The sequence below is a fragment of the Phycicoccus sp. CSK15P-2 genome, assembly GCF_016888005.1.
GTDB lineage: Bacteria > Actinomycetota > Actinomycetes > Actinomycetales > Dermatophilaceae > Phycicoccus.
This window is the reverse complement of sequence record NZ_JAFDVE010000036.1, coordinates 1-14,030: the sequence shown is the minus strand read 5'-3', so window position 1 is coordinate 14,030 and position 14,030 is coordinate 1. Positions and strand designations below refer to the sequence as shown.

General features: G+C 70.0%; 10 protein-coding genes and 5 pseudogenes. 7 read left to right on the top strand and 8 right to left on the bottom strand.

The genetic code is table 11. The annotated features are described in order from the left end of the window. Positions 1-129: 129 nt before the first annotated feature. The 3 genes from JQN72_RS17675 to JQN72_RS17665 all read left to right on the top strand — a co-directional run bounded on the left by JQN72_RS17675 (position 130) and on the right by JQN72_RS17665 (position 4,206). Positions 130-990, top strand: coding sequence for an Fpg/Nei family DNA glycosylase (locus tag JQN72_RS17675; protein ID WP_204136452.1), 861 nt, complete (start codon positions 130-132; stop codon positions 988-990). Positions 991-1,256: 266 nt separating this feature from the next. Next, on the top strand, positions 1,257-2,906 hold the full coding sequence (locus JQN72_RS17670; protein ID WP_204136451.1) for an alkaline phosphatase: 1,650 nt from the start codon (positions 1,257-1,259) through the stop codon (positions 2,904-2,906). An 88-nt stretch (positions 2,907-2,994) separates the two neighbouring features. After that, the gene (locus JQN72_RS17665; protein WP_204136450.1) at positions 2,995-4,206 is read left to right on the top strand and encodes an ATP-binding protein; all 1,212 of its coding nucleotides are present in this window, start codon (positions 2,995-2,997) and stop codon (positions 4,204-4,206) included. Between the two features lie 274 nt (positions 4,207-4,480). On the opposite strand, the pseudogene JQN72_RS17660 reads toward JQN72_RS17665, so the two are convergent. The 7 genes and pseudogenes from JQN72_RS17660 to JQN72_RS17630 form a co-directional block, all read right to left on the bottom strand. Beyond that, positions 4,481-4,840: pseudogene (locus JQN72_RS17660) on the bottom strand (transposase); the annotation flags it as partial. A gap of 32 nt (positions 4,841-4,872) precedes the next feature. Then, complete coding sequence (locus tag JQN72_RS19105) at positions 4,873-5,319, bottom strand: DDE-type integrase/transposase/recombinase (RefSeq protein WP_255541821.1); 447 nt, start codon at positions 5,317-5,319, stop codon at positions 4,873-4,875. 197 nt (positions 5,320-5,516) lie between these two features. Next, a pseudogene (locus JQN72_RS19100) lies at positions 5,517-5,762 on the bottom strand (transposase); the annotation flags it as partial. Positions 5,763-5,835: 73 nt separating this feature from the next. Next, entirely contained in the window at positions 5,836-6,138 is a 303-nt protein-coding gene (locus JQN72_RS17645) for a transposase (RefSeq protein WP_204136449.1), read from the bottom strand. A gap of 26 nt (positions 6,139-6,164) precedes the next feature. Beyond that, positions 6,165-7,236: pseudogene (locus JQN72_RS17640) on the bottom strand (IS1380 family transposase); the annotation flags it as partial. 102 nt (positions 7,237-7,338) lie between these two features. Then, positions 7,339-8,652 (bottom strand): annotated as a pseudogene (locus tag JQN72_RS17635) (IS3 family transposase). Continuing rightward, positions 8,615-9,031: an N-terminal phage integrase SAM-like domain-containing protein gene (locus JQN72_RS17630; RefSeq protein WP_204136448.1), complete on the bottom strand. Its 417-nt coding sequence runs from the start codon at positions 9,029-9,031 to the stop codon at positions 8,615-8,617. The pseudogene JQN72_RS17635 and the gene JQN72_RS17630 overlap by 38 nt, the downstream one beginning before the upstream one ends. Positions 9,032-9,101: 70 nt before the next feature. Between JQN72_RS17630 and JQN72_RS17625 the strand changes: the two genes are divergently transcribed. Together JQN72_RS17625 and JQN72_RS17620 are read left to right on the top strand one after the other, a co-directional pair. Further along, a complete protein-coding gene (locus JQN72_RS17625) occupies positions 9,102-9,362 on the top strand; it encodes a helix-turn-helix domain-containing protein (RefSeq protein WP_204136447.1) in 261 nt (86 codons plus the stop codon). Next, a complete protein-coding gene (locus JQN72_RS17620; protein WP_204136446.1) occupies positions 9,359-10,651 on the top strand; it encodes a type II toxin-antitoxin system HipA family toxin in 1,293 nt (430 codons plus the stop codon). The genes JQN72_RS17625 and JQN72_RS17620 overlap by 4 nt, the downstream gene beginning before the upstream one ends. A gap of 194 nt (positions 10,652-10,845) precedes the next feature. Here the strand turns inward: JQN72_RS17620 and JQN72_RS19095 are convergent. Next, positions 10,846-12,415, bottom strand: a pseudogene (locus tag JQN72_RS19095) (IS1634 family transposase). A gap of 137 nt (positions 12,416-12,552) precedes the next feature. Between JQN72_RS19095 and JQN72_RS17610 the strand changes: the two are divergent. Next, a complete protein-coding gene (locus JQN72_RS17610) occupies positions 12,553-12,762 on the top strand; it encodes a hypothetical protein (protein ID WP_204136445.1) in 210 nt (69 codons plus the stop codon). Positions 12,763-13,045: 283 nt separating this feature from the next. Continuing rightward, on the top strand, positions 13,046-13,918 hold the full coding sequence (locus JQN72_RS17605; RefSeq protein ID WP_204136444.1) for a peptidase inhibitor family I36 protein: 873 nt from the start codon (positions 13,046-13,048) through the stop codon (positions 13,916-13,918). Positions 13,919-14,030 lie beyond the last annotated feature (112 nt).

Genomic DNA, 14,030 nt, shown 5'->3' with positions numbered 1-14,030 from the left:
GACCAGGACAGAGGCCCTGCGATGCCTGAAACGTCGGATCGCCCGCACCGTCTTCAACCGCCTCACCACCGACCACCACAACCGTCAGACCCCGGCCCTACCGGCCACGGCTTGACATAGGAGAAACACATGCCCGAGCTGCCCGAGGTGCAGGCCCTCGCGGACTTCCTGCGCGAGCGGACCGACGGTCTCGTCGTCACGGGGGTCGAGCTCGGTTCGTTCCACGTGCTGAAGACCTTCACCCCACCACCCGACGCTCTCGTCGGGGCGCCGGTCGACGGGGTGGGCCGGTTCGGCAAGTTCCTCGACCTCGACTGCGGCGGGACCCACCTCGTCTTCCATCTGGCCCGGGCCGGATGGCTCCGGTGGTCCGAAGCGTTGTCGGCCACCCGACTGCGGCCGGGCAAGTCCCCGATCGCGCTGCGCGTCCGGCTCGACGACGGGTCGGGTTTCGACCTCACCGAGGCCGGCACGCAGAAGCGGCTGGCGGCGTACGTCGTGAACCGGGTGGAGGACGTCCAGGGCATCGCCTCCCTCGGGCCGGACCCGCTCGCGGAGGACTTCACCGAGGAGGCGTTCGCCGCGGTGCTCGCCGGGCACCGGATGCAGGTCAAGGGCCTGCTCCGCGACCAGTCGATCATCGCCGGGGTGGGCAACGCCTACTCGGACGAGATCCTCCACGTGGCCAAGCTCTCGCCGTTCGCGCTCGCCGCGACGCTCGACCCCGACCAGGTCGCGCGTCTGTACCTCGCGCTGCGCGAGACGCTCGCCGGGGCCGTCCTGGCGGCCTCCGGCAAGCCGGCCAAGGAGCTCAAGGACGCCAAGAGGGCCGGGATGCGTGTCCACGGGCGCACAGGTGAGCCGTGCCCGGAGTGCGGCGACACCGTCCGCGAGGTCTCCTTCGCCGACTCCTCTCTCCAGTACTGCGCGACGTGTCAGACGGGCGGCAAGCCGCTCGCCGACCGGCGCACGAGCAAGTTCCTCAAGTAGGCAGGCGGGCCGCCGGACGGCGGCTGCGCCACCGTCGACTAGCGGGCTCTACGGTCAGACCTAGAGAACCCGAGACGGAGGAATCGAGCCGCCGCCGGCTCGCGCCGGCTCCCCGTCCGACCATCCGCGTGAGCATCCGCGCGACCCCGCCTGACCGAGGCGTGACCACCGCCTGACCCTGCGGTCACCGCTCCGCCACGGAGACTTCACCGGCGCCTCCTCCGCACGACTCCGTGCGCCCACGTCCGGCGGACAGAGTCTGCGCCATGACCGTGATCTCGAGTCGCAGGACCATCATCCGAGCCGGGGCCGTGGTCGCCGCCGGTACCGCGACGGCCACCCACGCCGTCGTCGACTCCCGCCCGAGCGCCGCCGCCGTCACCCCCCGGACCGACCCCTTCACCCTCGGCGTCGCGAGTGGCGACCCCGCCCCGGACGGGTTCGTCATCTGGACCCGCCTCGCCCTCGACCCGCTCGCCGAGGACGGGCTCGGCGGGATGCCTTCGTCGACGTTCCGGCTCGGCTGGCAGGTGGCGACCGACGAGCGGTTCCGCCACGTCGTCGACCGCGGCACGGTGCCGGCCGACCCGCGCCGGGCGCACACCGTGCACGTCGAGGTGCACGGCCTGCGGTCCGGCCGCGAGTACTTCTACCGCTTCCGGCTCGGCCGGCACGTGTCCCCGGCCGGCCGGGCGGTCACGACTCCCCGGCCCGGTGAGTCGCCCGCCGCGCTGACCATGGCGTTCGCGTCCTGCTCGAACCTGCCGGCCGGATGGTTCACCGCCTACCGGCACCTCGCCGCGGAGCGGCCCGACGTCATCCTCCATCTCGGGGACTACCAGTACGAGAGCGCCGGGGACGGGGTCGGGAGGCACCACGCGGGGCCGGAGACGACGACCCTCGCGGGCTACCGGCAGCGGTATGCGCAGTACAAGAGCGACCCGGACCTCCAGGCGGCGCACGCGGCCGCGCCGTGGCTCGCGGTGTGGGACGACCACGAGGTGGACAACAACTACGCCGACGAGATGCCCGAGAAGCCCGCGGAGGCGCCGACCTTCCTCGAGCGCCGCGCGGCCGCCTACCGCGCCTACTACGAGAACATGCCGCTGCGCCGCACGTCGGTCCCCCGCGGCCCGGACCTCCAGCTGTTCCGGCGGGTGGGCTGGGGCTCGCTCGCGACCTTCCACATGCTCGACACCCGGCAGTACCGTTCGGACCAGGCCTGCGGTGACGGGTTCAAGGACTGCCCCGACGCGTCCGACCCGTCCCGGTCGCTGCCGGGGACCGAGCAGGAGGCCTGGCTGCTGGACGGCTTCCGGCGCTCGCGGGCGCGCTGGGACCTGCTCGGTCAGCAGGTGTTCTTCGGCCGGCGCGACCGCGACGAGTCCGAGGAGGCCCTGGTCGTCTCGATGGACGCGTGGGACGGCTACCCCGCCTCGCGCCGACGGGTCACCCAGGGCTGGGTCGACGCGGGCGTGCGCAACCCCGTCGTGCTGACCGGCGACGTCCACGCCCACTGGGCGTCCGACCTGTACGTCGACTACGACGAGCCGGACGAGGTCGTCGGCTCCGAGCTCGTGACCTCCTCGATCAGCTCGGGCGGGGACGGGTACGACGAGGCGGACGGGACGCACCCGTGGGCGGCGTGGAACCCCAACCTGCGGTTCTGGACCAACCTGCGCGGCTACGTCTCGACGACGGTCACCTCGGACCGCCTGGAGGCGCGGTTCCGGTGCGTACCGGCCGTGACGAGCCCGGACGCCGAGGTTTTCACCCGCGCGACGTTCGTCCTCGAGGACGGCGAGCGTGGGCTCCGGCAGGTGCAGGACGCCCCCGTGCCCTCGCTGCGCTCGGCCCGGACCGACGAGCAGAAGATCGCGGACACGATCCGCGAGGAGACCCACAGCGACGGGTGAGCGTGGCCGGGGCGGTCGCGTCCGACACGCGATCGCCCCGTCTGCGGATGTATCGGGCTGACGCTAGAGAAGCCCATACGCTGCGAGCGTGGACCCGATCCGGAACCCGTACGCGCCCGGTGCCGGCCAGCGCCCGCCCGAGCTCGCCGGCCGCGACGAGCAGCTCGACGCCTTCGACGTCGTCCTCGAGCGGGTCGCCCGGGGTCGTCCGGAGCGCTCCGTCGTCCTCACCGGCCTGCGTGGGGTGGGGAAGACCGTCCTCCTCAACGCCCTGCGCTCGGCGGCGGTCCGGGCGGGGTGGGGCACCGGCAAGCTTGAGGCCCGGCCCGACCAGTCGCTCCGCCGTCCGCTGTCGTCGGCGGTGCACCAGGCGGTGCGCGAGCTCGGGCCCGCCGGGGGAGCGGGTGACCACGCGCTCGGCGTCGTGCGCTCCTTCGCGCAGCGGGAGTCGCCCGACGGCGCCGGGCGCGGGCGTTCGGCGCCCAAGCTGCGCGACCGCTGGAACCCCGGTATCTCGGTGCCCGCGGTCCAGGGGCGGGCGGACTCCGGCGACATCGAGATCGACCTCGTCGAGCTGTTCGGCGACCTCGGCGGGATGGCCGCCGACACCGGCCGCGGCATCGCGGTGTTCATCGACGAGATGCAGGACCTCGGCCCGGACGACGTCTCGGCGCTGTGCGCGTCCGCGCACGAGATCAGCCAGACCGGTCTGCCCCTCATCGTCGTCGGGGCCGGCCTGCCGCATCTGCCGGCCGTGCTGTCGGCCTCGAAGTCGTACTCCGAGCGGCTGTTCCGCTACTCGCGCATCGACCGCCTGGACCGGTCTGCGGCGGATGCCGCCCTCGTCCGCCCAGCCGCCGAGGAGGGGGCCGAGTTCGCCCCGGACGCCCTCGAGGCCATGTACTCCGCGACCGGCGGCTACCCGTACTTCATCCAGGCCTACGGCAAGGCGGTGTGGGACCGGGCGCCGGGGTCGCCGATCACCGCCGCGGACGTCGAGGTGGCGGCGCCGGAGGCCGAGTCCGAGCTCGCGGTCGGGTTCTTCGGGTCGCGCTTCGAGCGGGCGACGCCGGGGGAGCGGGAGTACCTGCGGGCGATGGCCGAGGTGGCCTGCGCGGGCGAGGAGGAGGTGGAGGCGGTGCCGACCTCGGACGTCGCGGCGCACCTCGGGCGCAAGCCGCAGTCGCTCTCGCCGGCCCGGGACGCGCTGCTCAAGAAGGGCCTCATCTACTCGGGCGAGCGTGGGCTCATCGCGTTCACCGTGCCCCACTTCGGCCGGTACCTGCGCGACCACACCTGAGTGGACCGTCGGCGGGGACGGATTCTGGGGGAGTGCTCGCCGGTTCGGGACATGTGGGAGCGACCAGCCACTTCGCTGAGGATCCTTGGACAACCCGTCGCGTTCACGAGGGCTCGATCGGGCCCTGAGCCCGGATCCACCGATGGGCGTCGTGCTGGCGGGGTGACTGGGGCGGCGGGTGGGGATCTGGGTGGGGGTGTGGGTGATCGCCCGACCTCGCTGTCGGGGTGTTCCACGTCGGGTTCCTGGGGTGGCGCCGTTGTCGGCTGGGTGGTCAGGTCCTCGCGGGTGTCGGGGGTCCGCAGCAGTGCTGGAACAGTCGGGTCCAGGCGTGTTGCCAGGGCCAGGCGTGGGGTAGGTGCATGGTGATGCGCCGGGCGGAGGACGCGGTCCGGGCGGGCACGGTGATCAGGGTGCGGCGGATGGTGCCGGTGGTGGCCTTGGCCAGGTCGCTTCCGGCGATGGTGGCGGCGGCGCGGGTGAGGTTGAACGCGATGACCGCGAGCACGAGCCAGGCGGCGTTGGCGGTGAACTTCCCCGATGGTAGGTGGGCCAGGGCGGAGTTCTTCAGGTCGGCGTGGACCTGCTCGATGACCGCGTGGGCGCGGTGGGTCGCATCGGCGGCGACGGTGTCCTGTGGTTCCCCCCGGATCGTGGAGGGCTTGGCTATGCGGCTTCCCGGTCGGGGGCCGTGGTGTTCTCGTAGTTGACGGGGCTCATCATGTTCGCTGAGCTGTGTCGGCGCTCGTGATTGTAGAAGCCGTAGCACCAGTCGAGCACGACGGCCTGCGCGCCGCGGGTGCTGTCGAAGATGTTGCGGGAGAGGACCTCCCACTCCAAGGAGGAGAAGAACGCCTCGGCGGCGGCGTTGTCGAAGCACGACCCGACCCTGCCCATCGACTGACGCACCCCGAGCCGGCGGCACAGCCTGGTGAACGAGTTTGCCGTGTAGGTCGAGCCTCTGTCGGTGTGGAAGATGACCTTCTGCGAGTCGTCCTGGCGCCAGTTCGGTCCGCCCACGGCGTCGGCACCGCCGCGGGTGGCAACCGCCATCTTGATCGCCGCGCAGGCCAGCTCGGCGTCCGGGTGCAGCCCGGTCGCGGCGCCGAGCAGACGCCGGAGTACAGGTCGATCACGGTCGCCAGGTACAGCTTCGGACCCGGCCCGCCGTGCTCGTCGACGGTGGGGATCTCGGTCAGGTCCCCGACCCGCCTGGTGTTCGGACGTTCGGCGGTGAAGTCCCGGCGGATCAGGTCCGGGAACGGCGCCTTGGTCTTGTCCTGCTTCGTCAATCCGCCTCGGCGCTTGATCTTCCGCGCGACCAGGCCCTGCCGGCGCATCGAGTCCGCGACCGTCTTCTCGCTCACCGTCCAGCCGTCCTCGACCAGGTCGGCGTGCACCCGGGGCGAGCCGTGCAGGCCCCGCCTCTTGGTGAACATCTCCCGAACCGCCCGGTCGATGCTGTCCCGACGCCGGTCCCGCGCCGTGTGCAGCCCCGAGCTCGCCGACGGGCCAGCGGCCCTGCCGAGCCACTTGTAGAACCACGCCAGGCTCACCCCGAGCAGGGCACAGACCACCGTGTGTGGCACCCGATAGACGGTCCTCTGTCGGCGATGAAGCGTGCCACGCTCACCTCGTCGCCTCCTTCACCCACAGGACCACGGATCGCTTGAGGACATCACGCTCCATCCGCAGCTCGGCGTTCTCCGCCCGCAGCCGCTTCAGCTCTTCGACGTCATCCCTCGACAGCCCATCACGGCCCTCGCGCGCTTCCTTGGCGCGGGCCACCCAGTTGCCCAAGGTGCCCTCGTTCACACCGAGGTCACGCGCGACCTGCGCGATCGGCTTCCCTGTCTCTTCGACGATCCGGACAGCTCCCTCACGGAACTCCCGGTCGTACTTCTTCCGCTTCTCTGGCATCTCGATCCTCATTGTCGATGCCTCTACGGTCCGGGGGGAACCTCATCCAGGGCGGCGGGGTCGGTGGTGGTGAAGAACGCGTGGGACCGCCAGAGGTCGAACAGGGTGCCCCTGTCCGGCGGCCTTGTTCTTCTCGGCGTTGACGTCGGGGATGCGCCGCACGACGAGCCGGCCGGTGACCTGGTCGGCCTTCGTCTTGGACGAGAACGCGGTGAACGGGGTCTCGGCGACCTCCGCACGGGAGATCCACGTCCCGGTGTCTTCGTCGAGGACCGCGTCCGGGTACTTGATCGGGGTCCACGCGTGCTCGTCGATGTCGGCGATCGCGGCCTTGACCTTGGCGTCCATCCGGACCGTCACCGACACTGCCGCGCCGCCGGTCAGCGCGGCATGGACCGGGCCGCGGCCGTAGTAGGCCGAGTCCATCCGGACCAGCACCGGCACCTCCGGGCCGAGGAGGCGCCGGGCGGTGGTGGCCGCGTCGCCGACCAGGCGTCCCGCGCCGTGGGAGGAGCCGGCCGAGCCCTTGCGCAGCCGCTGCGCCAGGACCACCGGCGCCGACCCGCCGGTGGCCAGGGTGGCGATCAGCGCGTTCAACCCGCGGATGCGGGTGTAGCCGAACCCGGCGCCCTGCTTGGCGTGCTCGTGGACCTCGATGATGGTGTCGTCCACGTCCAGGACCGCGAACCCGTCGTTGCGGTCGCCAGCATCTGGTGTCGGCACCAGCGGGGCCCGCTCGGCCAGAGCGGCCAGCACCCGGGAGGCGAGCGCGTCGAGCTGGCGGACATGCCCGAACGTGAACGCCCGCAGGAACGACCCCAGCGTCGATGGGGCGTAGGCGTTGGTGAAGACCCGGCCCATCCCGCCGTGGCGCAGCAGCGCCATGTCATCGATCGAGTCCGCCCCGGCCACCATCCCGCCGACCAGCGAGGCCACCTTCAACCCGGCGTTGGCTCCCTTGTCCCCGGGCACGCTCACGTGCTCGTCCGCGAGCCGGCGCAACCCGGCACCCTCCGCCAACGCCACCACCGGGACCAGCCCCGCCGCCGACACCAGGTTCGGGTCGTCGAACACCGCCGACACGCTGCCAGGTCTATGAGAGAGTTGCACTCGACGGATGCCCTTCGTTTCAGTGAGAATCGGACCTTCGACAAGCCCAATTCTCCTGTCACGCAAGGGCATTGAATCGCCCCGGGTTTCGTGGAGGCTCGGTTACTTGGAACCGGCCCCGGCGGGGACGGGTGCTTCAGGGTAGGGCTTGGTCGTGATGCTGGCCCAGTAGGTGGTCTCGAACTCGGCGGGTGGGACGTGCCCGATCTCGCCGTGCAGGCGCCGGTGGTTGTACCAGTCGGCGTACTCGGCGACGGCGATCTCGACATCGCTGACGGACTTCCAGCCGCCCTTGGGGCGCATGGCCGGGTTGCGGATGCACTCGGCCTTGAACAGCGAGTTCAGGGCCTCGGCCATCGCGTTGTCGTACGAATCGCCCTTGCTACCAACGGAAGCGACCGCTTCTGCCTCGGCGAGGCGTTCGGTGTAGCGGATGGCTCGGTATTGGACTCCGCGGTCGCTGTGATGCGTGAGACCGGTGACGTCCTGCCCGGTCCGCTGCCGTGCCCACAGGCCCATGTCGAGAGCGTCCAGGGCCAGGTCGGTGCGCAAGGAGGTCGACACCTGCCAGCCCACGACCATCCGGGAGAAGACGTCCAGGACGAACGCGACATAGGTCCAGCCGGCGTGGGTGCGGACGTAGGTCAGGTCGGCCACCCACAGCTGGTTCGGGCCGGTCGCGACGAACTCGCGCTTGACCAGGTCCTCGGGGCGATCGGTCTCAGCGCCGTCGCCGATGGTGGTCTTGCGGGTCTTCTCCCGCGCGATCCCGCACAGGCCCTCGGTGCGCATTAGCCGCTCCACCGTGCAGCGCGCCACAGTGGTGCCGCTCCGGTTGAGCGCAGCGTGGACCTTGCGCGCCCCGTACACGCCCAGGTTCTCGACGTGGACCTTGTGGATCTGCGGGACCAGCTCGGCGTCACGCACTGCGCGCGCTGACGGTGGGCGGGTCTTGGACGCGTAGTAGCCGCTCGGGGCGATCTGCACACCGGCCGTGGCCAGCTCGGTACAGACGCCGTCGCAGAGCTCCTCCCAAGCTCGACCCGACCTCGCGCTCATCGACCACGTCGTGGCGATGGGCGTCGATGTAGGCCACTACCTGCTGATGGGGCGGTCGAGCTCCGCCGCGAAGAAAGCCGACGCCGTCCTCAAGATGTGGTTCGCCCGACGCAGCTCGCGGTTCTCCCGCTCCAGCTCGGCCAACCGCTGCGCGTCAGTGGTCGTGGTGCCCGGCCGGGTTCCGTCATCGATCTCGGCCCTACGCACCCAGCTCCGCAGAGTCTCTGGGTGCATGCCGAGCTGGCCAGCCACGCGAGCAATCGCACCCGACCTGGTCGCTGGGTCCTGCCTCGCCTCTACCGCCATCCGCGTCGCACGCTCACGCAGCTCGTCGCTGTACTTCCTCGGTGCCGCCATGACTCTCGTCCTCCATGGATTGAGAGCCTCCACCAGACCCGGGGCGGTTCAAGCCCCGCAGTCGCCCCACATCTCGCCGGCCGCGGTCCTTGCCCTGAGAGCAGCACTGGCACCGGGTCCGCAGGGCGTTCACCCAGACCTGGACGTCGCGGACCATGAGCTTGTCGAGCGGCCGGTTGCCGAGGTCCGGGACGATGTACAGCCGGGCGAACATCTCGTAGTTCGCCGCAGTCGTGGGTGACAGGTTGGGCTTGACCTTCTCGCGCAGCCAGCGCCGGAGGAAGTCCCGCAGGCGCGGGGAGACCGGGCGTAGCTGCCCGAATGGAGATTTGTCGCACGAAATGAACAAACATGTTTGTCGCATGTGTGCGACAAACATGTTTGTCGTGCTACGGTGACAACTAGATTTGTCGCACCAATGCGACAAGCAGCCCCTCTTGGGAGGAGCCATGCTCACAACCGTGCGGGATCTAGGAGCCGCAGTGCGCCACGCCCGCGACGCTGCAGGCCTGAGCCAACAGGAGTTGGCCGATCGTGCGGGGGTCCACCGCCAGTGGGTCACTCGACTCGAGACCGGAGCCAGCCCTGCGGCGGAGATGCGCCGGGTGTTCGACGTGCTAGCTGTACTCGGCTTGGGCGTCGAACTTGTACCTCTGCAGGCCGACGACCACGATGATCCGTTCGCTGACATGTTCGGGAGTCCCTCATGACCCGAATGAACGTCTTCCTTGACGGAGTCCTTGCCGGTGAGCTGGAGCAGCTTGCCGGTGGAGCTTTGAGCTTCAGCTACAACACCAACTACGCCTCGGGCCGCAATGCGACCCCGCTTTCGCTGTCCATGCCGCTGTCCGCAACCCGGCACGGTAACCGCGTCGTCTCGGCATGGCTGGAGGGGCTGCTGCCGGACAACTTGGCCGTTCGTGAGGAGTGGGGCCGCCGCTTCCAGGTCTCGGCGCGCAACCCGTTCGCCCTCCTACGCCATGTGGGGCGCGATGCCGCCGGAGCGGTTCAGGTCCTGCCGGTCGACGTCGACCCGCCGGATGCGGCAGTGCGCACGGGGGATGTGCGGCGCCTCTCCGAGCGCGAGTTGTGTGACATGTTGCTCGCTTTGACCTTGCGAGACGATGGCTGGGAGGTAGGGGAAGGTTCAGGTCGGTGGAGTCTGGCGGGGGCCCAGAACAAGGTGGCACTGCACCGCTTGGACGACGGGACATGGGGCGTTCCGAACGACTCAACCCCGACGACGCATGTTCTCAAGCCGACGAGCGTCGGCACCCGCTTCGACGACCTGCATGTCAACGAGTTCGTCTGTCTACGTGCGGCGGGACTCCTGGGGCTGCGCGTCGCTCACGTGGATCTCGTCGACTTCGGGGGAGCGAAGACTCTGGTCTCGACTCGCTACGACCGCGGCCGGGACCGTAACGGGACTTGGCTACGCCTTCACCAAGAGGACCTGCTCCAGGCGATGAGTTACCCGCCATCCAAGAAATACCAGGCCGACGGGGGACCTAGCGTCAAGAACGTCGCCGCCCTGCTAGGCACGCTAGGTCTCAACGACCGCGATCAGGTGCGGATGGCCTTCTTCGAGGCGTTCGCCTTAAACGTCCTCGTAGGAGGGACCGATGCTCACGCGAAGAACTACTCGTTGCTTCTGCGGGGACCGCGCGTCGCCCTGGCACCCCTGTACGACGCGGCAAGCTACGCGCCGTACCTCAGGCGCGGAGAGGCTGTTCGCAGCTCGATGAAGGTCGGTGCTCACTGGGAGGTACGTGACGTCACGGTCGAAGACTGGCTTGATGTCGCATCCGCCCTGGAGTTGGAGCCGGATTTCGCCTTGGAGCGAGTGGAGCAGTTTCGCAAGGCACTACCGGACGCGGCGACAGCCGCCGCGGACTTGACGTCACCGCCCTTCACGAAGGCCGCGCAGAGAGTTGCGGCGGCAGTCGCCCGACAGAGGCACCTGCATACCCCTCGACTGCCGCGCGCCCGGCGCGCGTAGTCCGTTCAAGACGGGCGCGCGCGCAACTACATCACCTATCGGGAGCATGTGGCGCGCCAGCCATTGAGGCACTTGGCGTGGGCGGTCGATGCGTCACGATCCAGTGGAGGCGTACGCCCTGGTCGACCTCCTCTTCCTCTTCCTCCTCGTGGTCTTCCTGTTGATCCCAACCCGACTCGTGCCACCGGGGTACGTCAATCGGATTGAGTGTCGGGCGCTTCGAGGATGTCGTGCGCGGTGGGGCTGAGGGGGTCTTCGGCGAGGTGGTCGTGGCCGGCGATGCGGACGGTGATCTGCTGCAACGGGCGGAGTGTGCGGACGATCTTCTTGATGCTCGTCCCGGTGGCGTCCTGGAGGTAGCGCGCGACTGCGAGTGCGGTCATCACGATGGTCAGGTGCGCCTCGGTCGCCTCGCGGAGGGGGTACCCCCTGCACGGAGTGCTTGGGGGCGGGTGGAACATCGGGCGGGCGCGTAGGTCGGTTTTGGACATCCGGAAGGACTGCTCGACCCGCCACAGGTCGTGATACGACCCGATGACCTCGCCGGCGGGCATGAGCGTGGCGGGGATGTTGGTGACGTATCCCTTGAGCCCGACCAGGGAGCGGGCCCTGGTCAGCGAGGCCTCGTCGAGGCTGGTGGTGCCGTTCTTGACGGTCACGAACCGAGGTGTCCGCGCGGATCGTTCACCGGCGATCACGGCTTGGGCGCGGTGCTCCTGCACGGTGAGGGTCTTGGCGTCCCGCGCGGCCCGCTTCGCGCTGTAGGCCCACACCGCCCGCCAGGAGGCGGGATGCCGCTCGGGGTCCCACACCGGTTCAGCGCGCTGGTGGACGTCGTTGACCGCCGCGGCGGTCTTGGTCGCCACTCGTGGGGTGATGGAGGGGGTACCTCCCTGCACGAAGTGCTTGGGGGAGCGACGTGCTGCCCGTCGGTGAACGCGTCCCCGTGCCAGCGGAAGTGCGACGCCAGGTCGCCTGGGGCTTTGGTGACGCGGGAGCCGACGATGAAGTTGACGCCGGCTGCGTCGAGCTCCTTCAGGTTGGACGCCGAGAGCATGCCGGCGTCGGCGACCACCGCCATGCTGGCGAGACGGTGCCGTTCCTGGAACGCCTGGATGATCGGCAACAAGGTGGTCGTCTCCGCTGTGTTGCCTTCGAAGCAGCCGACCTCGAGGGGGAAACCCTGCCGGTCGACCAGCAGCCCGACCACCACCTGCGGGTCCACGCGGCGTTCTTTGGAGTAGCCGACCTTGCGCAGCTCGTCCTCACGCTCGGCCTCGACGTACAGCGTCGTGCAGTCGTACAACACCAAGGACAGGTCCCCGGTGGTGGAGGCGTGCGCGTAGCAGGCGGCCGCGACCTGGTCGCGGTAGCCGCCCTGGCCGGCCCGGGCGAGCATCCGGAAGACCGTCCGCAGCGACACATGCTCGACCCCGACCTCCTCCAACACCCGCAGCGAGTCCGCCTTGCTCGTCGGCCGACCACCCGGGCCAGCACCACCTGCTCGAACGCTGGATCGCCCACGACGTCGAACCCGAGCCGGGTGTAGGCCTCGGTCAGCACCTGCCACAGCAGCGCCGACCGCTTCGAGGTGATCACCCCCGGCCGCAACCGACGGTGAGCCTCAGCCACCAGCACCGCCAGCTCAGCCTCCGAACGGGCCGTGCCGACATGGTCAAGCACGACATCCCGCCCCGCGCGGCGCTCGGCGATCTGCACCTTCGTGCTCCCCGGCCGGCCCGGGACCTTGCGCACGAACACCACAACCGCGGACTCTACCCACCCCGGGGTGTGTCAATCAGTCCCAGGACAACCCCCTGACCAGCACAAACATCAGCAGGACCTCGCGAACCCGATCAGATGTCACGAGTCGGGCCGAAGAACTGCGTTACATGCGGGCCATGGCAGAGCTCGGTCCGGACGCACACAAGGCCGCCGACGTGGCGGAGGTACTTCAGAAGTCCTCGGAGCAGGTGGCCCCGTTCCGGGCACGCCTGATCAACAAGGGTCTGCTGTACACACCGCGGCATGGTTACGCCAAGTTCACCGTGCCCCAGTTCGACCGGTTCATGAAGCGCTTCATGGACCTCGACGCAGTGCCTCCTGCCTGACGTAGGACGTCCGAGCGAGGGCGTGGCGCAGCACGTCGACGAGCTCTGCTCGCTGCGCTGTGTGAGGCCGAATTGACTGGACGGCGACGGGCGACGTACCGGCCACGGTCAGGCCCGATCACGGGGACGATGGCCCGTGGGTGGTGGCGTGGCGGACGGGGATGAGGCACAGTGGTGGGCGAGCCGCTCCGGCGGCTCGGGGGAAGTCCGGGGGGCAGGTGCCACCCGGAGAAGTCATCGAGCGGCGTCGACCGGCGCTGCCGCCACACCCATGGGGGAACACATGAGGAACCGACAGGTCACGACACTGCTGACGACCGGGGTCACCGCGGCCCTGGCCGCCGCCACCCTCGCCACCGCGCCCGCGGCGTCAGCCGCGACGGCGCGCAACGGCGTCTGCGAGAAGGGCGAGTTCTGCCTCTACTACAACAGCGGCAACCAGGGCTCGCTCGTCGACATGAAGAACTCGCAGAGCAACTACCGCACCGGCGCCAACTGCATCACGTACATCTCCAGGGGGGCCGGCCAGGGGAACTGCGTGAAGAACGACGCCGCCTCGGCCTGGAACCGCACCGGCCGCATCGTCACCGTGTTCCACAAGAGCGGGTACAAGGGCTCGATCGACGCGATGATGCCCGGGACGAAGACCGACCTCAACGCCAACCTCAAGAACGACAACGCCGGCCACCTCATCGGCACGGAGGGCAACACACCCATGCCGAAGGCGCTGTACCAGGCCGGCGGCGGTCGCATCTCGGCCTGGTTCGACGGCTACCGCAACACCCCGGGCCGGCACGAGGGCATCGACATGGTGCGCGGCTACGGCTCGCCCGTGCATGCCCTGATGAACGGCTTCGTGACGAACACCGACGGCGGCGGTGGCGGCCTGTCCACCCTGGCCATCTACAACCGCAACTTCGACAAGACCGTCGTGTACCTCCACCTCGCGCCCGCGAACCTCAGGGTCGGCGACTACGTGACCCGCGGCCAGCGCATCGGCACCGAGGCCGACCGCGGCGCACCCACCCACACCCACGTCGAGCTGCGCAACGGACGGCAGACCCACGCGGCCAAGAGCGTGAACGACCCGAGGCTCGACAACCCCGTGCCGACGACGTTCTGGCGCGCTCGCGGGTACCACGCGGCCTTCGAGTGACCTGCCGCTCTCGCCCGCTCCATCGGGCACCCCGGGGGGGGGGGGGGGGGGGGGGGGGGGGGGGCGCGGCGGGGGGGGGGGGGGGGCGGCCGCCCCCCGGGCCCCCCGGGGG